15 protein-coding genes are annotated in these 24,476 nt (G+C 41.2%); 1 reads left to right on the top strand and 14 read right to left on the bottom strand.

Annotated elements, in window-relative coordinates; translation table 11 throughout:
- The first annotated feature begins 337 nt into the window (after positions 1-337).
- Entirely contained in the window at positions 338-1,318 is a 981-nt protein-coding gene (locus DRW42_RS25330; protein ID WP_113951666.1) for an acyl-ACP desaturase, read from the top strand.
- 187 nt (positions 1,319-1,505) lie between these two features.
- Here DRW42_RS25330 and DRW42_RS25325 read toward each other — a convergent pair whose 3' ends face one another.
- From DRW42_RS25325 to DRW42_RS25265, 14 genes are all read right to left on the bottom strand, one after another.
- Complete coding sequence (locus tag DRW42_RS25325; RefSeq protein WP_208643641.1) at positions 1,506-2,300, bottom strand: MBL fold metallo-hydrolase; 795 nt, start codon at positions 2,298-2,300, stop codon at positions 1,506-1,508.
- Positions 2,297-2,467, bottom strand: a complete 171-nt coding sequence (locus DRW42_RS29125) for a hypothetical protein (protein WP_208643640.1) — start codon at positions 2,465-2,467, stop codon at positions 2,297-2,299. Before DRW42_RS29125 ends, DRW42_RS25325 begins: the two co-directional genes overlap by 4 nt.
- Positions 2,468-5,863, bottom strand: coding sequence for a methylmalonyl-CoA mutase family protein (locus DRW42_RS25320; RefSeq protein WP_113951665.1), 3,396 nt, complete (start codon positions 5,861-5,863; stop codon positions 2,468-2,470).
- 131 nt (positions 5,864-5,994) lie between these two features.
- On the bottom strand, positions 5,995-6,363 hold the full coding sequence (locus DRW42_RS25315) for a VOC family protein (protein ID WP_208643639.1): 369 nt from the start codon (positions 6,361-6,363) through the stop codon (positions 5,995-5,997).
- A 745-nt stretch (positions 6,364-7,108) separates the two neighbouring features.
- Positions 7,109-8,767 (bottom strand): alkaline phosphatase PafA, encoded by a 1,659-nt coding sequence (gene pafA, locus DRW42_RS25310; RefSeq protein ID WP_113951664.1) that lies wholly within the window; start codon positions 8,765-8,767, stop codon positions 7,109-7,111.
- A 68-nt stretch (positions 8,768-8,835) separates the two neighbouring features.
- On the bottom strand, positions 8,836-10,125 hold the full coding sequence (locus DRW42_RS25305) for a bifunctional folylpolyglutamate synthase/dihydrofolate synthase (protein WP_113951663.1): 1,290 nt from the start codon (positions 10,123-10,125) through the stop codon (positions 8,836-8,838).
- Positions 10,126-10,476: 351 nt separating this feature from the next.
- Complete coding sequence (locus DRW42_RS25300) at positions 10,477-11,313, bottom strand: energy transducer TonB (RefSeq protein WP_113951662.1); 837 nt, start codon at positions 11,311-11,313, stop codon at positions 10,477-10,479.
- Entirely contained in the window at positions 11,313-11,714 is a 402-nt protein-coding gene (locus DRW42_RS25295; protein WP_025144642.1) for an ExbD/TolR family protein, read from the bottom strand. Before DRW42_RS25295 ends, DRW42_RS25300 begins: the two co-directional genes overlap by 1 nt.
- The gene (locus DRW42_RS25290) at positions 11,714-12,418 is read right to left on the bottom strand and encodes a MotA/TolQ/ExbB proton channel family protein (protein ID WP_113951661.1); all 705 of its coding nucleotides are present in this window, start codon (positions 12,416-12,418) and stop codon (positions 11,714-11,716) included. The genes DRW42_RS25295 and DRW42_RS25290 overlap by 1 nt, the downstream gene beginning before the upstream one ends.
- Positions 12,418-14,220: an HU domain-containing protein gene (locus DRW42_RS25285; RefSeq protein WP_113951660.1), complete on the bottom strand. Its 1,803-nt coding sequence runs from the start codon at positions 14,218-14,220 to the stop codon at positions 12,418-12,420. The genes DRW42_RS25290 and DRW42_RS25285 overlap by 1 nt, the downstream gene beginning before the upstream one ends.
- Before the next feature lie 338 nt (positions 14,221-14,558).
- Positions 14,559-15,524 (bottom strand): endo-beta-N-acetylglucosaminidase H, encoded by a 966-nt coding sequence (locus DRW42_RS25280; RefSeq protein WP_208643638.1) that lies wholly within the window; start codon positions 15,522-15,524, stop codon positions 14,559-14,561.
- A gap of 226 nt (positions 15,525-15,750) precedes the next feature.
- Positions 15,751-17,385: a SusD/RagB family nutrient-binding outer membrane lipoprotein gene (locus DRW42_RS25275; RefSeq protein ID WP_113951659.1), complete on the bottom strand. Its 1,635-nt coding sequence runs from the start codon at positions 17,383-17,385 to the stop codon at positions 15,751-15,753.
- 18 nt (positions 17,386-17,403) lie between these two features.
- Entirely contained in the window at positions 17,404-20,517 is a 3,114-nt protein-coding gene (locus tag DRW42_RS25270; RefSeq protein WP_113951670.1) for a SusC/RagA family TonB-linked outer membrane protein, read from the bottom strand.
- A gap of 553 nt (positions 20,518-21,070) precedes the next feature.
- Positions 21,071-24,217, bottom strand: coding sequence for a GH92 family glycosyl hydrolase (locus DRW42_RS25265; protein ID WP_113951658.1), 3,147 nt, complete (start codon positions 24,215-24,217; stop codon positions 21,071-21,073).
- Positions 24,218-24,476: the final 259 nt, after the last annotated feature.

Here is a 24,476-nt window from a genome sequence, read left to right as displayed (position 1 = left end):
GCCGCAGAGAACATTCCATCATCCATTTTACATCTTCCATCATACTTCTATCCCAGGTTAAATAGCCCTGATGGAAGCGGTCCCGATTTTTCATCGGGAAAGCGTACAGCAGGACAGGAACCAACCGATAAGCACGGCAATTGCGCTTCAAAAAAAATATAAGACTTTAGTGTCTGGCTTAGTTTAACCAATCTGTAAACCTTGTGTAAACTCATTTAAGCAGTTGTTGATAATTTAGAGCGCAATTAAGATCGATTTAGTGCTAAATATGCTAATATCATGTGGTTTGCCGCAATATTTGGTTATCTTTGTTGTTAACAATATATAAACAAGAATAATGAGTTTTTTTGCAGATAAAAGAAGGGAAGTAATGGTGCATATAGAAAAGTATATGCTGGAGATGATGGACACCTATCTTAAACCAATCGATACTAACTGGCAACCATCTGATTTTCTTCCCGATTCTACCAGCGATACATTTTATCAGGACATTAGAATATTAAGGGACAATGCAAAGGATCTTTCTTACGATTTAGTGGCTGTATTGATCGGCGATACTATTACTGAAGAAGCCTTGCCTACTTACGAATCGTGGTTAGCCATGGTGCAGGGGCCAAGCATGAAGGAAGATGGTGGATGGATGAAGTGGAACAGACACTGGACTGCAGAGGAAAACCGCCATGGTGATTTATTGAATAAATATTTATACCTCTCTGGCCGTGTTGATATGCGCCAGATGGAGATTTCTACCCAATACCTAATTGCTGATGGATTTGACATCGGTACAGGGCACGATCCATACCGTAACTTTATTTACACTTCTTTTCAGGAGATGGCAACCAATATTTCGCACAGAAGGGTAGCTTCTTTAGCTAAAAAGGATGGTGATACGTTATTATCCAGAATGTGTGGTGTTATCGCTTCTGATGAAGCAAGACATGCTAAAGCTTACAAAGATTTTATGAACCGTATTTTTGAGGTTGATCCAAGTGAAGCGATGCTGGCTTTTGAAGATATGATGCGTAAAAAAATTGTAATGCCGGCACATTTCTTACGTGAAGTAGGCTTGAAAATCGGTCAGACTTTTGGTCACTTTACCGATGCTGCGCAGCGTTTAGGTGTTTATACCGCGATTGATTATGTTGAAATTATGCAACAGTTAATTGAAGACTGGAAAATTGAAGGTATGAAAGATTTAAATGAAGCTGGTGAAAAAGCCCGCGATTATATTATGGCTTTACCTTCGCGTTTGTTACGTGTTGCTGAACGGATGAAAAACCCAACGATTGATTATAAATTTAGCTGGATTGCCGGATAAGAGCAATTAAATTGATATATGGAAGCCCCGATTTTCATCGGGGCTTTTTTTATGCGTGTTAATGATCTCGGCCAAAGTTTTCCTTCTGCGGCGTCATTTCGAGCGGAGTGCAACGCAGTCGAGAAATCTGTCACTAGATAGATCTCTCCGTTCCGCTGCGCTCCAGTCGAGATGACGATGCTTTTATTTACGTCACTCGAAATAGCGGCCGTTTGAAATAGTTTGTTTGATGATAAACATCTCCCTGTTTTGCGATGTTAAAACCATTTTTTAAAACCTGTTTTTGGGTGAGATTATCCCAAAGCAATGGGTTGGTATGGTTAAAATGGATCAAAAAGATTTTACCTTTTATATTACGATCTTCTTTACTGAAAAGGTTTTCTGTTTCGGTTACCAGTGGATGAGGCACTTCGGCAATCGGCCTGTTGCCAAGCTCGGTATTGCTGTAAAAAGTTGCATCTAACATGGCAATATCCACCAGCTTCACCTCATCGATGATGTTTTTATTCCATTTGCTCCATTTATCAATATCGGGGATAAAGAGATACTTTTTCGTTGATGTTTCGATTTTAAAACCTGCTGTTTCCGAAAATTCGTCGCGGTGAGGAACAGTGAAAGCCGTTATTTTATTGTTTGAGATATCAATAGCCTGATCTGCAGTTAACGGTATGATATTAATATTATTAAGCTTTACCAACTGGCTCCAGGGACCGTTCTGCTCGAGAAAAGATTTTAACTTAGGAAGCACATAAACTTTTAAAGCTGTAGTTGCCATTACTTCTCTTCCAAATTCCATTAAACCGGTGTAATGGCCAATGTGGGCATGGGTGATAAAAATACCCTCGGGAAGGTAGGGATAAACATTATTGGTTTTTGTTTTAAAATCCTGCAATTGCTGTTTAATATCTGGCGTAGCTTCAAAAAGCCACCATTTTTTATTGATGGGGTCAACTAAAGCAAGAGAAACTACGTTTTTTCTCAATTAGCATCTTTCCATGTCATTTTGCAACAGTTTTTCTGGCAACCCATGTGCGGATAACCACCATCCTGGGCAACGCCCAACACCAGAATATAAGACGAACCAGGAGGTTTTATTGCCCAGATTTTAACCGAAAAGAATAGCAGCAAGCCTAATAAAAGTGTTCTCATTTACATGTTCCTCCTGTACTGGCCGCCAACTTCGTAAAGTGCTTTACTGATCTGTCCTAGTGAACAAATTTTACAGATTTCCATCAGCTGTTCGAAAATGTTATCGCCTGCGATGGCCGATTTTTGGAGTTGTTTTAATAAATCTGCTGAACGATCGGCATTACGGTCCTGGAATTTCTGCAATGCCGAAATTTGGTACTGTTTCTCTTCTTCAGTGGCACGGATTACTTCACCGGGAACAATTGTAGGGGAGCCATTCTTGTTTAAAAAGGTATTTACGCCTACAATCGGATATTCGCCGGTATGTTTCAGGGTTTCGTAATACAGACTCTCTTCCTGGATTTTTCCACGCTGGTACATGGTTTCCATGGCTCCTAAAACGCCTCCACGATCGTTTATCCGTTTAAATTCGGCCAGTACCGCTTCTTCTACCAGATTAGTTAATTCTTCGATGATAAAAGCGCCCTGTAGCGGGTTTTCATTTTTGGCAAGGCCTAATTCCCTGTTAATAATTAACTGGATGGCCATTGCCCGTCTCACCGATTCTTCGGTAGGTGTAGTAATGGCTTCATCATAGGCATTGGTGTGCAGCGAATTACAATTGTCGTATATGGCATATAACGCCTGCAAAGTGGTACGGATATCGTTAAAATCGATTTCCTGGGCATGTAACGAGCGTCCTGAAGTTTGAATATGGTATTTAAGCTTCTGTGAGCGATCGTTTCCTTTATATTTATTTTTTATCGCTTTAGCCCAGATTCTTCTCGCTACTCTGCCGATAACGGCATATTCTGGATCAATACCATTGGAGAAGAAGAAAGACAGGTTTGGAGCGAAATCATCAATGTGCATGCCCCGGCTTAAATAATACTCTACAAAGGTAAAACCGTTGCTTAGGGTAAAGGCCAGCTGAGAAATGGGATTGGCACCCGCTTCGGCAATGTGATACCCCGAAATGGATACAGAATAGAAATTTCGCACTTTTTCATCGATAAAGTATTTCTGGATATCACCCATCATCCGCAGTGCAAATTCGGTAGAGAAAATACAGGTATTTTGTGCCTGATCTTCTTTTAAAATATCGGCCTGAACGGTTCCACGAACCGAACTGATGGCTTTAGCCCTGATAGGGGCATAAACATCAGCTGGTAAAACCTGATCGCCGGTAACGCCCAAAAGCATTAAACCTAAACCATTATTGCCCTCTGGTAATGTGCCGTTGTATGAGGGCTTTTCAATGTTCTTTGCCTTGTATATCGCATCGATTTTAGCCTGAACTTCTTTGATCAGATCGTTTTCAATGATGTACTTTTCGCATTGCTGATCGATGGCGGCATTCATAAAAAAGCCCAGTAACATTGGCGCTGGTCCGTTAATGGTCATGGATACAGAAGTTGATGGCGCACAAAGATCGAACCCGGAATACAATTTTTTGGCATCATCCAAAGTGGCAATACTTACACCCGAATTACCGATTTTTCCATAAATATCAGGTCGCACATGCGGATCTTCTCCATAAAGGGTAACAGAATCAAAAGCGGTAGATAGGCGGTGTGCCGGCTGACCTAATGATACATAATGGAAACGTTTATTGGTCCGTTCGGGGCCGCCTTCTCCGGCAAACATCCTAGTAGGGTCTTCGCCATCTCTTTTTAACGGGAATACACCTGCTGCATAAGGAAATTCGCCCGGAAGGTTTTCAGTTAGTAACCACCTTAAAATATCTCCCCAATCTTCATATCTCGGTAAGGATACTTTGGGGATATTCAGTTTGGAAAGCGATTCGTAGAAAAGGGGTTGTTTTATTTCTTTATCGCGGACTTTATAAATGAAAAATTCTTCTTTGTAAGCCCTTTTGGTTTCGGGCCATTGGCGGAGTAAACGCTTGCATTCGCCATCGAGTTGTTCTTCGAAGAAACTGTAAGTTGCATTTAGGCTTTTTGACACCTCGTCTTGCGAACCCCCTTCAATGATCGGGGAATTACTATCGCCCAATAAATCGATTACGCCTTTGAGTTGATACATTTTACGGGCAATGGTAGCCTGTTTATCTACCCATTCGTTATAGGTTTGGCTTGCTTCGGCAATTTCTGCCAGGTAACGGATACGATCGGGTGGAATGATGTATATTTTTTCGGATTGATCGGATGTTAACTCCATTTTAGCCTTAAAATCGGTTCCGGTTTTGTGTTTGATCTGTTCCATTAGGGCCACAAAGAGGTTGTTCATGCCCGGATCGTTAAACTGCGAAGCCATGGTGCCATAAACAGGAATATCATCATCTTTGGCGTCGAAAATGTTATGATTGCGCTTGTATTGTTTGCGTACATCGCGCAAGGCATCCAAAGCACCACGTTTATCGAATTTATTGATCGCCACGAGATCAGCAAAATCAAGCATGTCGATTTTTTCGAGCTGGGTAGCTGCTCCGAACTCAGGGGTCATTACATACAAGGAAACATCACAATGTTCGGTAATTTCGGTGTCGGATTGCCCAATACCCGACGTTTCTATAATAATTAAATCGTAACCGGCAGCTTTGCAGATATCGATACTTTCCTGAACGTTTTTGGATAGGGCCAGATTTGCCTGCCGTGTGGCTAACGAACGCATGTATACCCTCGGGTTATTGATGGCATTCATCCGGATACGGTCGCCCAGTAAGGCTCCACCTGTTTTTCTTTTGGAAGGATCGACAGAGATAATGGCTAGCGTTTTATCTTTCACTTCTACCAGAAAACGGCGTACCAGTTCATCTACCAATGATGATTTTCCGGCACCACCGGTTCCGGTGATACCCAAAATAGGGGCAGTGTTATTTTTGGAAAGTTTCTTTAATTCGTCAACAAATTTTTGAGCGCCTTCGGGATCATTTTCTGCAACGGTAATGGCCCCGGCGATGGCTTTAATATCTTTTGTCGGGATGGTTTCGAGCTCGTTGGTGATATGGGTTTTGGTGATGAAATCGGTTTGGATGAGCATATCGTTAATCATGCCCTGTAAACCCATTTTGCGGCCATCATCAGGTGAGTAGATTTTAGAAATTCCGTAAGCCTGTAGTTCTTCAATTTCAGAAGGCAGGATTACACCACCACCGCCTGCGAATATTTTAATATGGCCTGATCCTCGTTCCTGCAACAGATCGTACATGTACTTGAAATATTCGATATGTCCCCCCTGGTAGGAAGTCATGGCAATACCCTGAACATCTTCCTGAATGGCACAGTTTACCACTTCATCAACCGACCGGTTATGGCCCAGATGGATTACTTCGGCCCCTGAAGACTGAAGGATACGACGCATGATGTTAATGGTTGCATCGTGACCATCGAAAAGGGACGCAGCTGTTACAAAACGGATTTTATTTTTAGGCTTATATATTTCTACTTGTTGCATACTATGGGATTTAAAGGATTGTTTTGTACTGAAAAATATCAATCCCTGTTCCAAATATTTGGTGATGCAAATGTACTAAATTAAGCAGCTTAAAGCACGAATACCCTATACCGTTATGGCTTTTGGTTCAGTTATAATTCCTGCCCAAATTGTAGTAAATAACCGTTATTGTCATAAATGGCAAATTCCCTCATGCCATAATCAAAATCTTCTAATGGATAGCAGATTTCGCATTGATCTTTTAAACTTTCCCATAAAGCAGCCACCTCGTTTGTTTTGATGTATAGGGAACCGCTCATAATCGGTTTTGGAATGTTTCGGTGCGGGTTAGGGGTGGAGAACATAATTTCTATGCCATCTTTGCTGAGGGTTAACCAGCTCAAATCGTCGAATTGTGCATCACAGGTAAAGTTTAATACTTTGGTGTAAAATGTTAAGGTTGCCTGCATATCATGCGATTCAAGCATGGGGGTGAGTTTGGTGGCGGTGTATGTTGACATGATCTAAAATAGAGAAAATTGGAGATTACCACAAATTACCGTCATTTCGAGCGAAGTAAAACGTAGCCGAGAAATCTATCTCGAGGTAGATCTCTCCGCTCCACTGCGTTCCGGTAGAGATGACGTAACTTTTTTTAACTCTGCCAATGAAAGTGGTTCTTCCCTCAACCCGTCATTTCGAGCGTAGTGTAGCGAAGTCGAGAAATCTATCTCGAATTAGATCTCTCCATTCCGCTTCAGTTGAAATGACGTTGCTCTTATTTCACCATATAAGACATTTGAGATCATATAAGCTGCAAATCGAAGCTGCTATATAGAATCTCAGGTGTGCTCAGGTGACTAAGGTGGTTCAGAATAACTAGCTGTCTCCTTTTTTTTCACCACCTAAGTTACCTAAGATCATTTTAGGGGTTCTTCATTATCTGGATGTGTTAAAACAAAAAAAAAACTATGCTGGTGGGCATAGTTTTTTAAGATTATTTATTGGTAATTCTCTCCATTCCGCTTCAGTTGAGATGACGTTGCTCTTTATTCACCATATAAGACATTTGAGATCATATAAGATGCAAATCGAAACTACAATATAGAATCTCAGGTGTGCTCAGGTGACTAAGGTGGTTCAGAATAACTAGCTGTCTCCTTTTTTTGTCAGCACCTAAGTTACTTAAGATCATCTTAGCGGTTCTTCATTATTCTGGCTGTGTTAAAACAAAAAAACTATGCTGGTGGGCATAGTTTTTAAATATTATTTATTGGTGATTTCTGTTATGGGTTCTCCAACGGTTCCGTTCGGGGTTTGGATGTGTAATAGTGCAGCCAGTGTTGGTGCAATATCGGTCATGTAGTGCATTTTGTTGGTTGCGCCCGGTTTAACTCCCCAGCCCATAAATACCAATGGAATGTGCGAATCGTAAGGGTTCCAGTTGCCATGCGTGGTACCGGTGCTGCCACCATTAAACCAGTTTGGCTGTAAAACATAATAAATATCGCCGCTTCTGCGTGCATTGTATCCATTGGTAATCATTTTTTTCTGGATTTCCTGTAGGGTAGACTGCGATATTTTTGCAATATCAACTGCATTTTGGAAACCATCTAACCTTTTCAAAAATTCAACTGATGCAGATTTAATTACATCGAAACTCACATCACCCTTATCGGTTTTGTCGTGATCGAAAATGATCTGGTTGTTCTGCGATTTTAACACCACATTATTCACCTTAAATTTATCATTTAAATAAGCATTTAATTTGCTTGCAATATCGCGGTCGCTCACTACACCTGAAGGTAATTTGTTCTCCTGCATAAAGCCCGGTACGTGTGCAGCACCATGATCGGCGGTTAAAAATACGGTGTAATTGCCTTTACCAACTTTTTTATCGAGGTAGTTGAAAAATTCTTCGAAATCTTTATCCAAGCGTAAATAAGTATCTTCTGCCTCAACTGAATTCGGACCGTAAGCATGACCAACATAATCAGTAGATGAACAGCTTACCGCTAAGAAATCGGTAATGTTATCCTGTCCTAAATCTTCTGAAAGGATGGCCAGTTTAGCAAGATCCAAAGTGATGGTATTGCCATACGGTGTGCTTCTGATGGCGTCGAAATTTTTATCAACGTTTTGGGTTAACTGGTGTGGAAATGTGCTCTGTTTGCCTTCGTAAGCTTTCTCATCAGCAGTACTGTTTACATAAGTATTGAGCGGGTATAAAGTTTCCCAGTTTTTTGCGTAAAACTTGTTTGCCAGTTTTAGTTTATTGTAATCGGCAATCCAGGTGGGTACTTCTTTCATGTAATAAGTACTGGTAATCCAGTTTCCGGTACTGCCCTGATACCAGTAAGCAGCATTTGCAGCATGGCCGGCAGGAAGGATAGAACCCCTGTCTTTTAATGAAATACCAATTACTTTACCCCTGAAATTGGTTGCAAGCCTTAATTCGTCGGTAATGGTAGTCGTCAACATATTTTTAGGCGACATGTTACCCTCAGAAGATGGCGTACTACCTACAGTAGATACCGATGAATCTTCGGTACAATATACATTCTTTTTGGTTTCAGGATCGTACCAATCGTTACCGATTATACCATGAACGGCAGGAACTGAACCAGTATAAATGCAGGTGTGTCCGCAGGCGGTATAAGTTGGCGTGTAAGGGATAAACGTATTTTCTACTGAAAAACCCTCATTAATTAATCTTTTAAAACCACCGTTTGTATAGCGGTTATAGTAACGGTATAGGTAATCCCAACGCATCTGATCAACCACTAAACCAACCACCAGTTTAGGTCGTGCTACTTCAGCAGGAAAAGCTTTGGCTTGTGCCGCTACAGGTTTTTTGGTTTGAGCGGAGGCAATGGAGATCGAAACAATTGAGAGGGAAAAGATTAAATGGGAAATTTTCTTCATGGTGTTTTAGTTAAAGGGCTAAAGTAATAACTTTTGGGTGAAGATATTTTGAAGTTTATGTAAAGATTTTATATCGCTTCGGCCACCACAAATGTACTTCCACCGATAAAAACCAGGTCTTTTATACCGGCTGATTGAATGGCCATTGCTTTTGCTTCAGCTACTGATGCATAACTTTTTCCGTTTAAGTTAAATGCTGCTGCCTGTTCTTTTAATGTTTCGGCAGCTAAACCACGCTCTAAATCCGGTTTGCAAAAATAGTAGGTTGCATTTTTGGGCATCAGGGATAATACTTTCGAAATATCTTTATCGTTTACCATACCGAAAACGATGTGCAGGTTTTGATATGGGGTTTGTGCAATGTTTTTGATCACTTCGCTAATTCCGGCTTCGTTATGGCCCGTATCGCAGATTACCAATGGGTTTTTGCCTAACGTTTGCCAGCGCCCCTGTAAACCCGTTTGTTTTTTAACTGAGCTGATACCTTTGTAAATGCTATCCTCATTGGCTTTAATACTGGTTTTTTCGTTCAGCACAGCTAAGGTTTCTAAAACAGTTAAAATATTTTTGTGTTGATAAACTCCGGTAAGGTCGCTTTGAAGATTTTTGTACTTGATTTTACCGTTTTGATAAACGGATAGGGAAAGTTTACTGTTTTTGAGTTTAAAATCCTGCGCGGTTAATAAGCTATCTGCAAAAACAATAGGAGCAGACTCCGTTTTGGCTTTTTTGATAAAAACCGGTGCAGATTCTTCCTGCGTTTCGCCGATGACTACCGGGATGTTCTTTTTAATAATCCCGGCTTTCTCACCCGCAATTTCGGCAAGGGTATTGCCCAACATGTTCATGTGATCGAGGCTGATGTTGGTGATGACCGAAATCTCTGGTGTGATGATGTTGGTTGAGTCTAATCTCCCACCTAAACCCACTTCAATTACCGCTACATCAACCTGGTGTTTGGCAAAATGATCGAATGCCAGGGCAACGGTTACTTCAAAAAATGAAGGCTCGGTTTTTTCGATGAGTTTTTGCTGTTCTTTTACAAAGGAAACCACTTCCGATTTGCTGATCATTTTTCCGTTGATGCGGATGCGCTCGCGGAAATCTTTTAAATGTGGCGAAGTATACAAGCCGGTTTTATAACCCTGCGATTGTAATACAGATGCCAGCATGTGCGAGGTTGATCCTTTTCCATTAGTTCCCGCCACATGGATGCTTTTGAATTTATCCTGCGGATTATCCAAAGCTTCACATAAAATGATGGTATTGGTTAAATCTTTTTTAAAGGCAGATGCGCCAACGCGGGTAAACATGGGCAGTTTACTGTATAAAAAATCTAGCGTTTGTTGGTAGTTCATAATGTGCGTCAAATATAAGTGATTGGGCTCATCTTCCGAAGTTTTTAAAGGCAAAGATGGGGGAGAACTTCGGAAGTTTGTGCCGTAGTCTGTGAGGACACAGACCATGGCAAAAGCTTAGTCTGTATCCTCACAGAGCATATTACAGGTAGTTGAGATGTTTAACCACAGATAAAAAGCCTGCCCTGCCGTTCAGGCGGGGATGCACACAGATATAAAACCGTGTTTATCTATGTGCATCTGTGGTTAAAACCCAATAAGGCGATCTGTGTGGACACAGACCACGGCGCGGGAAATAAAAAAGGTCTGTGAAAACACAGACCTTGGCAAATAAATATTATGTTTTAAACTTTACTTCACTTTAAAGTTGAAGACTACTACACCGGTTTGGTTATCGCCGCCAACTTCGGTTTTACTTAACGAAGATTCCATTACAGCTTTAATACATTTGTTTACCAGTTCGGTATCGGTAATGGTAGAGCCTTTAAGCTCCTGATTGGCCCTGATGATATCACCGTTTTTGTTGAAATAAATCCGGATGGCCACCCTGCCGGTTTTCTGACCGTCGTCCTGAGGAACTACTAGGTTAGAGAAGTGCCTTAATGCAATGGGTTTATTGCCAAATCCCGAACCACCTTCGCCATAATTGTTGGATAGGGGATCGCCGTTAACCGAACCCTGGTTTCCGGCTGTTGTGCCTGTTCCATCTCCCTGACCTTGCCCGGTGCTCTTTTTGCCTTTGTAAAGTGCATTTTGGTTGATTACCGGTTTGGCAGGCTTATCTTCTGTTACCGTAGTTGGCGCAGCTTTAGTTGGTTTCGTAGTTGTTTTGGTATTAACGGCAATCGCATCCTCGGTATTTTGTGTCTGGATTTCCTTATTGCTGCTTTCGGTGGTGGTAGTTGGTGTAACTTTTTCTTCCGGTGTTACTTTTTCGGGTGCTTTACCGTTCGCATTTGGATCTGCTGAAGGTTCTTCAATACTGGTATAATCATCGCCCATACCTTCAGCCGAAGTTCCATAATTTACTACCATACCACCCATACCCAGTTCTTCAGGTGGCTGGAACGAACCAATCACAATAAAAAAACTGATCAACAACAGGAAGCCCATAATACCGCTTGCTATCGCAATGGCCTTAGGGTAGTTGTTTTCCTGATGAGGTATATTTTGCGCTTTGTAGTTCATTATTTTTTAGGCTCAACGGCTACAACAAGTTTTAATTTTAATTTATTGGCAATATCGTTTACCACAAATCCATCCTGATAAGTTACGTTACGCGATACATATAAAAGAATGGTCATATCTGGTGCCAGTTTTTGGTATGAAGCCAATGTTGGCTCCAGTTCTTCGATACTTACCGGTTTCTTTTCAACGAAATATTTCAGGTTTTCGTCTATGGTAACTGTAACCGCTTTTTTGGCGGTTGATTGTTGTCCGCTTGATGATTGTGGCAACAATAATTTAACTACGGTAGGATTTACCACAGCTGAGGCCAACAGGAAAAACAGCATCAGGAAGAACATAATATCGTTCAACGCTGAAGTATGTACTTCTACCGATCCTTTTGTTCTTTTGCGTAAATTCATTATTTGCCCGGTTCTTCTAGTAAATCAATAAAATCAATTGCATCAGTTTCCATTTTAAGGATGATTTTCTCCACCATAATGTTTAAAATGTGATACAATACGTAAGCAATAATACCGATAATCAATCCGGTTGCAGAAGTGATCATTTTAGTGTATAAACCGCCGGAAATGGTCCCGATTTCAATCGCACCTTTGATGGATACCTGGTGGAAGATGGTAATTACCCCAACAATGGTTCCCACGAAACCAAGCATTGGCGCAATACCGGCCACAATACCTAATATGCTGATGTTTTTTTCCAGTTTGGAAACCTCTAATTTACCTACGTTTTCAATGGCTCCTTCAATATCCTTAATGGGGCGGCCGATACGTTTTAAACCTTTTTGCAACATGCGCGAAAGGGGAGAATTGTTATTCCTTAAAAGCGACATGGCACCATCCAGATTTCCGGACTGAATATAAGACCTCACCTGAACCATAAGATTAGCTTCATCTTTAGTTGCTTTTTTTATGGTTAAATAGCGTTCAACAAAAATAATCAAGGCTAAAAAGGCTAAAAAAGCAAGAGGGATCATTACCCAACCGCCTTTAAAAAGCAGGTCGATAAAATGTAGTTGCTCCTGTGGTTGTGTTACTGCCTGGTTTACCGCATTTGCGGTATCTTGTAATGCTTGTGTGGTGTCTTGAATTAATAAAGTTATCATTATGGTTGTGTGTTGTGTTTTTGTTGTACGAAATATCCTTTTCCTTTAAGTTTTTCCTGTAAGATATTTTTTTGTTTCAGTGCTTCCTGTTCAGATGGAAAGCTCGCTATACTTACCTTTTTTAAGCGGCCCGGCACGCTGGCAATTTCTGCTTTTAAACCGATTTTTTCCATTTGCTTAACAAATACAAACGCTTTTTTTTCTGATTGGAATGATGCTGCAATAACATAAAACGTAGAAGGACCGGTGTTTGGTACAATCTTATCTTCTTTTGGTTTTTCAACAGGTGGAGCAACCACTGGTTTTTCAACCGTTTTAACCGCTGCTTTTTTATCTGAGTCGGCTTTTTTCTGAACCTGGTTGGCCTTTAAAATGCTATCGGTTTTGGCGATAGAATCTCTTTTTATTTTGGCCGAATCAACGGCTACTTTTGGAGAATCGATAACCACGGGTGCTGGTTTTGCTGCTTCGGTTTTTCCATTAAAAAGCTCAGGTTTAACCAGGTAGGTAATGGCTGCAACAATTACCAGAATCAAAATAACAATGGTTACTTTTAACCAGGTAGACATGCCAGGCTGTGGTTCCTGATCGTGTATAATCGGATCGTGACCAAAACGGTTCGGATGCTCGGCATGCTGTTCTTTAATAAATGCAGGCACTTCTGTTACCGGTTCATTATATTTGGCTTCTTCCTCTAAATTAATGTAAGTTTTTGGCTCTTCGGTTTCTGGCCTAAGTGAAAAACGGCTCGAATATTCTCTTTGTGGTGATACAACTGGTTCGGGAGTTACTGTTTCGATAGATTCAGAAGGATTATTTTCCAGTTCAGCTTCTGGGGTATGACCAAAACGTCCCGGGTTTTCTTCATGCTGCTCCACAACAGATTCAGGAACCTCAACTGCTGCAGGCTCATCATCAATAGTTGCTGTTTCAGCTAAGTCCTTATCTTGAGTAACTTCTGAATCATTTTCTGTTTCAACAAAAGGAATGCTTTCAGCAGGCTGCTCTTCTTCAGCACGATTTTCTACTTCAGGTTCTGTTGTATCTTCCGGGGTTTCTACATCATTTTCTGTTTCGGTAGCTGGAGTGGTTTCAACCGCGTGGTGTTCGGCAGCAACATTTTCTACTTCCGATTCTGGCGTATGGCCAAAACGGTTCGGATGTTCTTCATGCTGCTCCTTTATAAATTCAGGCGCCTCGGTGATTCCTTCAGCAGCAATTTCTGAATGTTTTAAGGTATGTTTAAGATCATCTTTAACTTCATCCAGTTCTACATTTTCGATTACCGGATGGTGGTAAGATTTATTTTCGAACGGAGAAGGTGCAGCCGGTGCCTCGGCAATTTCATCGTATACTTTGTCCTCCTCTTTTGGTAAATCTGCTTTTATTTCTTCTGTTACAGTTTCGGGCAAAGCAGGCAAACCATAAAATTCGGAGCCGTAATTGATGTTTTTTATCGGTTCGAAATCCAGTCCCTGCTCAGTAAAAAATAAGCGGCCTGTTTTTTCCAGTTCGATCTCGTGATCGAGTTCGAGTTTCTGATTAACCTCTTCAACAAACTGTGAAATGTAATAAGTGGCACTTTCGCCGGAGATATTCCTTTTAGCGGAAATAAAATCAACCAGGGCCTGATCTTCGGTAATATTGGTTGAAAACTGAAGCGTATATCCCGGAGGTAAAAACGTTTGTTTTTCTTTATCGTATCTTCCCGGGTATTTCTTTTTATAAAAGGTGCCCAGGCCGGTAATACCAACTTCTTTGCGTTGCTGCAAAAGTTCTAAAAGGTATGATAAGATATCCATTCGGGTAAAATTAAGCGTTTAAAATTAAAAATTATATTCTACCTTCAAATAGTGTCAGCAGGTGTATTTATACATCCTATTCCAAAAAAGGGACAAAAACGAATACGGTTTGTTATTTTGAACCTGAAAAAATCACAGCTTTAATTAACCCATACCTGTATCCGTGCAAAGATAACGGTTACAAAGATAGAAATGGTATGTTAGTAAGCAAATGGCTAAATCGATATAATGCAGTAATGGCTTGATGCCGTGCAGCAATTATCATAAAAAAAAAACAGGACAACCGAGGTCATCCTGCTTGAAATGTTTGTAGCGGTTAAAAATTATCTGATTATAAATTAAGGTGCATATACCGTTGTTTTACCACCATATAAATTGCTCGATATGCCTGATAAATAAGTATGCACATCGCTGTTTGGTAAATTGTAGTAAAGGTAAATGCCATAAGCATTGTTAACGGTTTGTGTGGCCAATGATGCTGCTGTTGATGGGCTGGTTGCCTGGATATCAATAGCTGCAGGACCAAGGTTTGCTTTGGCCAATCCTGGTACATTTGGTACAGAATAGGTTCCGTAAATAGCATTCCAGCTGTAATTGATTTTAGAACCAACGGTAACGCCATTATAAGATAATCGTGAGGCAGCCGGACCATAATAATAAAACGAAATGATTTTATTAGGCAACAAATTCCTCAATGCAGTTACGAGGTACACAAACGAGCTTGCATTTGGCTGCCCGGTACCATTAACACCATACTCTGCATATTCATCATCGAAATCGATACCATCAAGGCCGTAAGTGTTCACCGCGTCGGCCAATTGCTGTGCAAATGCCTGGGCCGAGGCCTGAGAGGTGAAATTGCAAAAACCTGCACCCTGGTGATTGCCTAAAATGGACAGCAAAACTTTTATGCCTTTATCCTGCAAAGGTTTGATGTAAGTTGTTTTGTTGTTTAAAATGTTTGCAACATTAGTATTGAAACCCAGTACAGCTTTTTGGGTTGAGGTATTGTAATTGATGTTGGCAGCGAAAATAATCGCGATATCGAATAACTGTTGCCCGGTAGAAAGCTTGTATTTGCCTACATTACGGATATCGGCATTGTTTACTTCTACATAACATACGCCTTTTGGTCCGGTTACACCGATAGCTTCGGTTGATGCAGCAGATTCTTTTATAGACGGATCGGTTAGGGTTCCATCCTGAGTGATGTCTTTTTTCTTACAGCTGCTGATAGCAACGGTTAAAAACAAAACGGCAGCCATTGCTGCATTTTTGCATGTTAACAATTTGGTAGTTGTCATAATTTTTGATTTAAATTGGTTAGAAATTGATTTTGCTCTTGTAGCCGCTACAAACGTTTTTATATTGATATTTAATGGATGTTTATCCTAATAATAGGGTAGAAGCTGTTAACGGCAGAACGCCGGAACGTGTAGGTTTTCTCATAGGTTTAAAATTTTGGTTAGAAATTGGCTGATATAAAAAAGGTAGGATAACTTGCGTCATCCTACCTGGGGTATTTGTGTGTTAGAAATTTGCTTTATTAACGTCCCACCATAATCTGGTGCCTCCGTTGTCTGGCCCGCCTAAAAGTACAATTGCTTTAGGAATTTCGTCTTTATTTCCATTTCCATACTCGGTTGATGGATAAGGTAATCTTCTGATCTGGGTTTGGGTATTAATGGTTCCGCCGCTGTTGTTATTGGCTACAGTGAATAATTTAGGGTAACCAGTACGTCTGTATTCACTCCAGGCTTCCTGTCCATCAGGAAAAATAGCCAACCATTTTTGGGTAATAATACGCTCTAAATTTTGCTCATTGGTAGCTGTAGGGTCCCATTTAATGGTAATTGTACTTACTGCTGCAGCATTGTTTGCAGGGTTTTTCGGATCTGTATAAGCGGTTTGGGTGTTGGTAGCATCGGCAAGGTAACTTCCTGCACTCACATTCCATTGTTGGAAAGATGTAGTTATACCCGTTTCGTAATTGGTTTGTGCATCTCCTGATCCTGTCCAGCCGCGTAACGCAGCTTCAGCTTTTAAAAACCAAACCTCTGCAGCCGTCATTAAAATCTGTGGTGCTTTTTGGCCGATAACTGATTTGGCCGGATCTGTAGAATTTAAGCTCGAATAGGTTTTATAACCTGGTTTGCCCAAACCACTGAATGTGGTATTTGCTCCAGATCTAATCCCAATATACTGACCTGCAAATAAAGGATCTTTAGCAGGAGTTGCATAAACCGGTAAACGTGGATCGTTATAACCAACTAAATAAGTTTGCAATGCTGCACCCAGGCCATTATCGCCATCGTATGCAACTGTAACTACCCAAAGATCGTTATCCCTGGTGCCTGATTGTGCTACAGCTGCATTATCGGCAACAGTGCTTAACAGACCACCGGGAGCACTTAACGCTTTTTCGCCCTGTAACTTGGCAGTGGTTGGGTCGGCTTTTACAATCCGCAAGGCTAAACGCAGGCGTAACGAGTTGGCCAGTTTTAACCATTTTACCGGATCGCCGGCATATACCAGGTCTCCTACACCAAAAAAGGAAGTTTTACCAGGATTTGCAGAGATGTAAGCCTGTAAATTGTTGGCAGCGGTATCGATGTGTTTAAAAAATGCATTGTATACGGCTTTTTGACTTTCGTAAGGTGTTGATACCAGCGATGAACCTGCGGTGGTATAAGGGATAGGCCCGAATTTATCGGTTACCCTGCTCATGGCCATTACCTGTACCAGGAGCGAAATACCCCAGGCTTCGGGCGATTTGGTTTTTACCACACTTTGGCCGATTTTAGAAATAGGCGCCATTACATAATTATACTGATCGTTAAAACCAGCACTGTTCCATCCGTTGTTAAGCGAATAGTTCATGTTGTTTATGCCTCCGAAAGGATTGGGGGCCATCATGTAACCGCTAAAGGCATCGGCACTCAGGTTTTGAGCAATCTGGTAATTGTGGAAAATCTCCTGCTCAATTGGTCCTATCGCCGATTTTAAAAGGGCTTCGCTCTGCTCGGAAGATAGTGAATTTGGATTGGTATTAAAATCTTCAAAGTTTTTTGTACATCCAAAATTTAAGGCCATTAAAGATGCCAGCAAAACAGCAGACAATCCTTTAATCCTGTTATTTGAGGATTTATGATATATAGTTTTCATGTCTTTTTTTGAATAGGATTAAAATGATACATTTAAGTTGAAGCCTAAACTGCGTGTGGCAGGCTGGTTGAACACATCTACACCAGATAAACCGTTTCCGGTTGACATGGTAAGTTCAGGATCGAAAGGTGCTTTTTTGTAGATATAAAACAGGTTTCTGCCCGTTACCGAAAATTTAACACTTTTAAATGTTTTGCCTGTTAATGGTAGGGTATAACCTAAAGCAGCTTCTCTTAAACGTATTACTGTTGCGCTGTAAATATATTCGCCGGATACGCCTCCTCTTCCGCCAACAAATGAATAATAACTCTGAGGATTGATGGTTGCTGATACCGCATTACCTTTGGTATCTACACCATCGATTTTAACACCACCCTGGTTTCTGGCAATTCCGGTTGCTTCAGAAGCACCTGCTTCATCCATTAAAGCCTGGGTAAGTGATAATACCTGACCACCGAATTTACCATCAAGAAGGAAACTCAAGCTGAAATTTTTATAGCCAAAGTTATTGTTCCAACCCAATTGGAATTTTGGATTTGGGTTACCGATGTAATTAAAATCGGCACTTTTAAGCGGCGTATATGGAGAAGAAGTTGAACCATCGCCGCCTAAAATGATACGGTTTTGGGCATCACGCTGTAAAGTGTAGCCATAAATGTCGCCATAAGAGCCGCCAACCTGTAACCTCGAAATGTAAGAGGTATTGCCAGCTCCGGTTAAATCAACACTATAGATTTTATCGTTTGATGCAATATCAATGATTTTATTCCTGTTTAACGAACCGTTTATCGAAGTATTCCAGTTTAAACCATCACCTTTAAGCACATCGGCTCCTAAAATAAACTGGAAACCTTTGTTTTCTACATTACCGGCATTTAAATAACCTGTTGATACCAATGATGTTGGTGGTGCAATTACAGGGATATACTGGTTACGGGTATTGGTTTTATAATAAGTAAAGCTAAAATTGATGCGGTTAGAAAGGAAACGTAAATCGGTACCAATCTCGAATGATTTTGTACGCTCAGGCTTTAACTCTCTAAAAGCGGCATTGGTGTTGAAATTTAATGCACCATCAGCCTTTAAGGTATTCTGGATAAAAGTAAGGTACGGAGGTACTGTATTTCCAACTTCGGCATAAGTTCCCCTCACTTTGGCATAGGTAATGGCTTCAGGTAATTTGAACATCTGCGAAACGATGAACGATAAACCCACCGATGGATAGAAATAAGAATCGTTTGGTGTATATGAAAGGTTAGAAGACCAATCGTTTCTACCGGTTACGGTTAAGAAAGCCCAATCTTTATACGAAATGTTTGCATTACCAAATACGGCCTGTAACTGGCTATGGTTAGGAACAACGGGCACCACATTGGTTAAGGTATTGCCAGGGAAAGTTCCCGGTTGAGCAACGATGGTGTTTGCCGGCGAGAAGAAATCAGGTGCCGAAAGGTTACCCGCTAAAGATAAACCTGCAGTTTTTTGGTCGTTGATGCTTCCGCCAATCAATCCGTTAATCTTAAAGTCAGAACCCGTCATTGGCACTGTAAAGTTGGCAATCGCATCCACATATTTCTGTACATAGGTTTGGTTACTCTGTGCCAGATAGCCTGTTCCGGTTGAGTTGAAATTGGTTGCGATACCAGCGTACCTGCGGTTTTCATAATCATCGGTAGTGCGGTCCATATTTCCCCTAACCTGGATGTTTAACCATGGCGCAACATCGTATTTGATGCTACCGCTTAATAAGAAACGGTTACGGGTAGAAGTATTTGGATTAAGGTTGGTTAACCACCATGGATTTTGGTTGATATCAGCAGGACCACCCAGCCAGTTCTGACGGGCAGCACCTTCGTTACCAGCCAATAAATACTGATCTTTATAAGGTGTAATATCCACGCCTCTAGGGAAAAGATACAAGCCCAGTAAAGGATTCAAATAAAGACCTAAAGACGGACTATTATTGATTTTTTGGTTGATGTAGTTTACACTCCCATCAACTGTTAATTTATTATTCAAAAACTTGGCTGTTTCGCGCAGGTTTAAATTGTTCCTGTTTAACTTATTGCCCGGTTGGATACCGCTTGCATAAGTATTGGAATAAGAAAAATAGGTCTGCGCAATTTCCGAACCACCTGAAAGGTTAATGGCATTCGAAGTATTTACACCCGTTTTAAAGAAATCTTTTAAATTATCGGTGGTATTGTTGATGGTACCGCCCCAGCTATCCCTTGTTGTTCCGGATGCTGGTCCGTAGCTGTTCTGAAATTTAGGTTCGTAAGCAATGTTATCAATGGTTACACCCGAAGAAAAGCCGATTTCGGTTTTACCTGCCTTACCCTGTTTGGTGGTAATTAAAATAACACCGTTTTGTGCCTGACTACCATATAATGCAGCTGCCGAAGCACCTTCTAACACAGTAATGCTCGCAATATCGTCAGGGTTAAGGTTTGAAATACCATCACCACCGTCTTGTCCGCCACCAAAAATACTGTTCTGTTGACCGTTGGCGTTACCATTATTACTGATCGGCACACCATCAATTACATATAAAGGCTGGTTATTGCCACTAACAGAGCGGCTTCCCCTTAAAATTACCTTGGCCGAACCACCCACGCCCGAAGCGCTTGGACTGATGGTTAAACCGGCAACCTTACCGTTAAGGGAATTCATTAAATTAGGGCTCTTTACTTTTGAAAGTTCATCGCCCGAAACCTGTTGCGTATTGTAAGTTAACGATTTTTCGGACCTTTTAACACCTAATGCCGTTACTACCACAGTCTCCAGGTTTTTAGAATCAGGACCTAAAGTTACATCAAGTGTAGTTTGTGTACCCACGGTAACTTCCTTGCTCTGATAACCGATAAATGAAAATACCAGAACATCACCGGTTTTAGCTGCAATGCTGTATTGACCTGCATTATTGGATTGTGTTCCACCCTGAGCACCTTTTATGGTAATGGTTACGCCGGGTAGGGGAGCTCCGGTTTCATCTTTTACCGTTCCTTTAATCACATCCTGATAAACCGAATGATAAGAAACTGCCCGTTTAAAATGATCTGCTGGAGTAGCTGCATACAGGCCTGCTGATGCGTAAAGCAATAAGCATGTGAGCTGTAGAGATTTTTTCATATTCATTATGAATAATTTTGAATAAGTATTTGGTTAATTGTTTGCCCACCTTCGGGATTTCCATCCGTTAGGTTTATAGTTAAGAGTATTTTGCTTACAGAAATTGCCTACAAGGAAATTGAATTATTTTTAATTTTTTTTCATTTTTCTATTGCCGTCATTTCGAGCGGAATAGAATGCAGCCGAGAAAGCTATCTGTTAAGACGTTGTTTTTTCAGGCATTGAGCCACGGAGGTGCTGAAAACACGGAGTATCCCTACGCGCCATCATCTTTTACTGGTCTTAGCGTCTCGCTAAGATCTCGTTCTTATTTTTGTCAGATTTTTGCCCGCAGATTACACAGATCACGCTGAAAAGGATGCGGATTTAATTTTTTGTCACGCCTGCCCAGTCGTTCAGGCCGGTAGGCACGGAAAACACGGAGAGTTTACTCCTCGGATGCCGTCATTTCGAGCGAAGTGCAACGCAGCCGAGAAATCTATCTCGAGATAGATCTCTCCGTTTCACTGCGTTCCAGTCGAGATGACGGTTTGCGGTTAGGATACCATATAAACTAATTAACGCCCCAGCTATAATTGGGTTCGCTTCCCATTACCAGTTCGAGTTTGCCACCTTTTAACAACTCGGAACTGGGAAAAGAAAAAGTATTTAATGTTTTACCGTTAAGGGTTGCGCTTTGTACATATTTATTTGCCCTTGAAGCATTTTTTGCCTCGATGGTAAATGATTTTCCCCTGCCGTACTGATTACCAAGATCGATCACCACCTTGCTGAATAAAGGACTTCCGATTTCATACTGCGGATTGGTGCTGCAACCGCCATCTGTTTGGAAAAGACCTAATGAAACCATGATAAACCAGGCGCTCATCTGTCCCTGATCTTCGTCGCCGAGGTAGGCATTGGCAATGTCAAAACCATAATACCGGTCGATAATTGCCCTGCTCCATTTTTGGGTAAGCCATGGTTTTTGTACAAAGTTGAAAAGGAAGGCAAAATGCATCGATTGCTGATTACCCTGAATAATCGGATAATCCCAATAAGCATCGTTTGGCGCATTGAAACGCCATTTGTAACTTTCGTTAAATCCCCAGTTTAACCTGTCGGCAAATTTTTTCTTTCCGATTATTTTGGCCAGGCCTGGTATATCCTGCGGAACAAAAAAGGTGAGCTGCCAGGCATTTCCTTCTACATAATGCTCATTCGCGCCAGATTTAAACGGGTCGAAATCAGGAAACCATGTACCGTCTGATTTTCTCATACGGGCAAAGCCCGAAGCGGTATCAATCACATTTTTCCACCAGTTGCCACGGTCGGCAAATTCTGCGTATTCTTTATTTTTTCCAAGTGATTTGGCAAACTGGCTCACCGTCCAGTCATCATAGGCATATTCTAAACTGTTGCTAAACCTGCCTTTATCATAAGGTACGTATTTATGTGCCAGGTAAGGCAATAAATCTTCGTTTCCGGCCCTGCCTTTGCCCACGGTTGCTGCGGGTTGGATTTGCATTTTGTAAACGGCAGAAAAAGCTTTCTGGGCATCATAATCGCGGATCCCCATCTGATAAGCCCCAACAATCAGCGGAATTTCGTGCTCTGCAACCATTACAGGGATATATTCCATACCGGCCGGTCCTTTAGCCAGATAGCCGTTTGCATCGTACATGGCTAATTGCGATTTAACCCATCTCGACGACCATTCAGGAGTGACCAGGTTCCAGAACTGGTTTAAATTCCAGAAGGTATTCCAGAAAGCATCGCAGCCCAAAGCCACATCGTTAACATTGGCAAATTTTCTCTTTTGCTCGGTTGCATCAATCCACGAGCCATCGGTATCGCTCCAGGTGTTGCGGCTGCATAAAGCCCGGTACATATTATTGTAAAACCTGGTTTTTTCGCGGCTATCATTAGAAGAAACGGCCACTCTATCCATTAATTTATTCCAGGTGGCCACATGTGCAGCACGTACGGCTTCAAACTTCCATCCGAAAGGTTTTTCCACCTCTTCGCTCAGGTTATGTGATGCACCTTCAATACTCACCAACGAAATCCCTGAACGTGCCTGTACTATGTTATTGGTTTGCGTATCAAATTCTGCATATAGGCCTGCACCCTCAACAGCTGCGCCCGTTATGCTGGTTCCGGCTACAGGTTTCCCATTAATCCATCCGCCGGTTTTCTTGATATCCTGATCAAACTCGATCACAAAATTGACCGTATAATCCTGATCTACACCGCCCGACCATGCATTGGCCGTATGCTGCACACTATAACCTTCTATGCGGCGCTTGCTCACCTGGGTAATTTTAAAACTTTTGATCTTATAGTCGTATTCCGCCGGAACTTTTAGGTCGATCATTACCCGGCCATCTTTTGACCGTGGAAAAGTGTAACGTTGAAAGCCACAGCGGGTTGTTGAAGTTAATTCAGCCTTGATGCCATACTTTTTCAGCATCACTTTGTAGTATCCAATGGGCGCTTCTTCAGTACTTTTATCGATATCAGAGCGGTAGCCATCATTTTGGTTTTCCTGCGACCCGATCTGGTATTTAATTTCGCCATTTACAGGCATCATGCCGAGGCCTGCCATCGTCCACTCGTGAATATGGCTAAAAGTACCTATGCTTTCAATTGTTGGGTCGTATCCCGCCATCCATCCTGGATTTTGGTTATCAGGACTTAATTTTACCATGCTAAAGGGCATCCACGGGCCAGGGGCAATCATCCACCTCGAATGCGCCGTGCCGATTTTAGTATCTGCATATCCGGCACTTGTTTTCAGGGGTTGATCTGATGCCATAACCATACCCCCGGCAATGGTTTTGCCTGCCGATATTACCTCCCAGGTTACTTTTTTCGGCTGTTTAGAAAAAGGCATAGGTGCTTCAAACACATAACGGCCGGTATCAATCTGGCTCGTAATTACAGTTTTTCCATTGATTTTTACCGAAACGGAAGGTTTATTGTCTAAATGTTCAATGTCTACGAGCAAAGGCTGTATTTTATTTCCGTTTTTGGATAAGGTATAATTGGCAGCCTTTACATTTCTAACATACAGATCTTGCGACGCAAGGGGATGTAATTCAGCCTTTCCCTCCAATCTCACATCATCAAATACCAGCCACGAACCTTCCAGTATAGTTAACGTAATGGCATTGCCGCCCTGATGTAATAAATTTTCGGGAATATCGATTTTATAAGCTTCTGCCTTAAAATCATTGGCATCACCATAAATCCCCTTGTCTTTTTCATTAGCCGGCAGGTGGAATTTAAAATCTTTTCCATTGATGGTTACCTTAAATAATGGTGGTTTTTTTCCGTTGTAAGCCAAAATATCGGTAATAAACCGGAATTTTTCTGTTGATTTAAATGCTTTCAGATCGAACAGTATATTGAGCTGGTGCGAGCGGATACCCGAAGTTGGTCCTGTTCCTCCCCAGTGATCTGCTGTACCGGGCAGCACATAAGGCCAATCGGTAGCAGGCTTTGATTTCCCTACCAGATAGTAACGGTCTTCCCATCCAAAATCCTTTGCCAAAAACTGTTGATAATTGCCCGGAGCCAAAGCGAAACCATCCGTTTTATTGTCTTTTTCGCCTATTTTCCATATTACGTTATTTTGGGCAATGCCCGAAGCGGGAAAACTAAAAGTGGCAACAACTGCAAACAATAGCTTGGTAAAATGGACTTTAAATTTATTCATATTGACCGGGATGAAATAATACGTTTTTCAGTTAAAATGATTTTATATGTACAAACATATAAATTGAGATATTGTAATCAAAATTAAAAAGTGTAAAATGTATTAAATAGCTTTTATTCATTTGTATAAGAAGAAAATACTTGGTTTTGATTAGCTTTATCACGTTATGGTGACTAAATAAATCTTTTAGTGCAGCTATTTGAAAATTAAATAAATGTGTATATGTTTGTACATATAAAACTAACCAATATTTTTATTT

This window comes from Pedobacter miscanthi, from assembly GCF_003315595.1.
GTDB classification, from domain to species: Bacteria; Bacteroidota; Bacteroidia; order Sphingobacteriales; family Sphingobacteriaceae; genus Pedobacter; species Pedobacter miscanthi.
Note: the sequence above shows the minus strand (reverse complement) of the source record. Positions and strands in the feature narration are given on the sequence as shown.

Coding starts and splice junctions, on each gene's coding strand:
- DRW42_RS25285 (WP_113951660.1), bottom strand. CDS start 14,220: ATGGATATCTTATCATACCTTTTAGAACTTTTGCAGCAACGCAAAGAA.
- DRW42_RS25295 (WP_025144642.1), bottom strand. CDS start 11,714: ATGAATTTACGCAAAAGAACAAAAGGATCGGTAGAAGTACATACTTCA.
- DRW42_RS25315 (WP_208643639.1), bottom strand. CDS start 6,363: ATGTCAACATACACCGCCACCAAACTCACCCCCATGCTTGAATCGCAT.
- DRW42_RS29125 (WP_208643640.1), bottom strand. CDS start 2,467: ATGAGAACACTTTTATTAGGCTTGCTGCTATTCTTTTCGGTTAAAATC.
- DRW42_RS25275 (WP_113951659.1), bottom strand. CDS start 17,385: ATGAAAACTATATATCATAAATCCTCAAATAACAGGATTAAAGGATTG.
- DRW42_RS25280 (WP_208643638.1), bottom strand. CDS start 15,524: ATGACAACTACCAAATTGTTAACATGCAAAAATGCAGCAATGGCTGCC.
- DRW42_RS25320 (WP_113951665.1), bottom strand. CDS start 5,863: ATGCAACAAGTAGAAATATATAAGCCTAAAAATAAAATCCGTTTTGTA.
- DRW42_RS25290 (WP_113951661.1), bottom strand. CDS start 12,418: ATGATAACTTTATTAATTCAAGACACCACACAAGCATTACAAGATACC.
- DRW42_RS25270 (WP_113951670.1), bottom strand. CDS start 20,517: ATGAAAAAATCTCTACAGCTCACATGCTTATTGCTTTACGCATCAGCA.
- pafA (WP_113951664.1), bottom strand. CDS start 8,767: ATGAAGAAAATTTCCCATTTAATCTTTTCCCTCTCAATTGTTTCGATC.
- DRW42_RS25300 (WP_113951662.1), bottom strand. CDS start 11,313: ATGAACTACAAAGCGCAAAATATACCTCATCAGGAAAACAACTACCCT.
- DRW42_RS25265 (WP_113951658.1), bottom strand. CDS start 24,217: ATGAATAAATTTAAAGTCCATTTTACCAAGCTATTGTTTGCAGTTGTT.
- DRW42_RS25305 (WP_113951663.1), bottom strand. CDS start 10,125: ATGAACTACCAACAAACGCTAGATTTTTTATACAGTAAACTGCCCATG.
- DRW42_RS25330 (WP_113951666.1), top strand. CDS start 338: ATGAGTTTTTTTGCAGATAAAAGAAGGGAAGTAATGGTGCATATAGAA.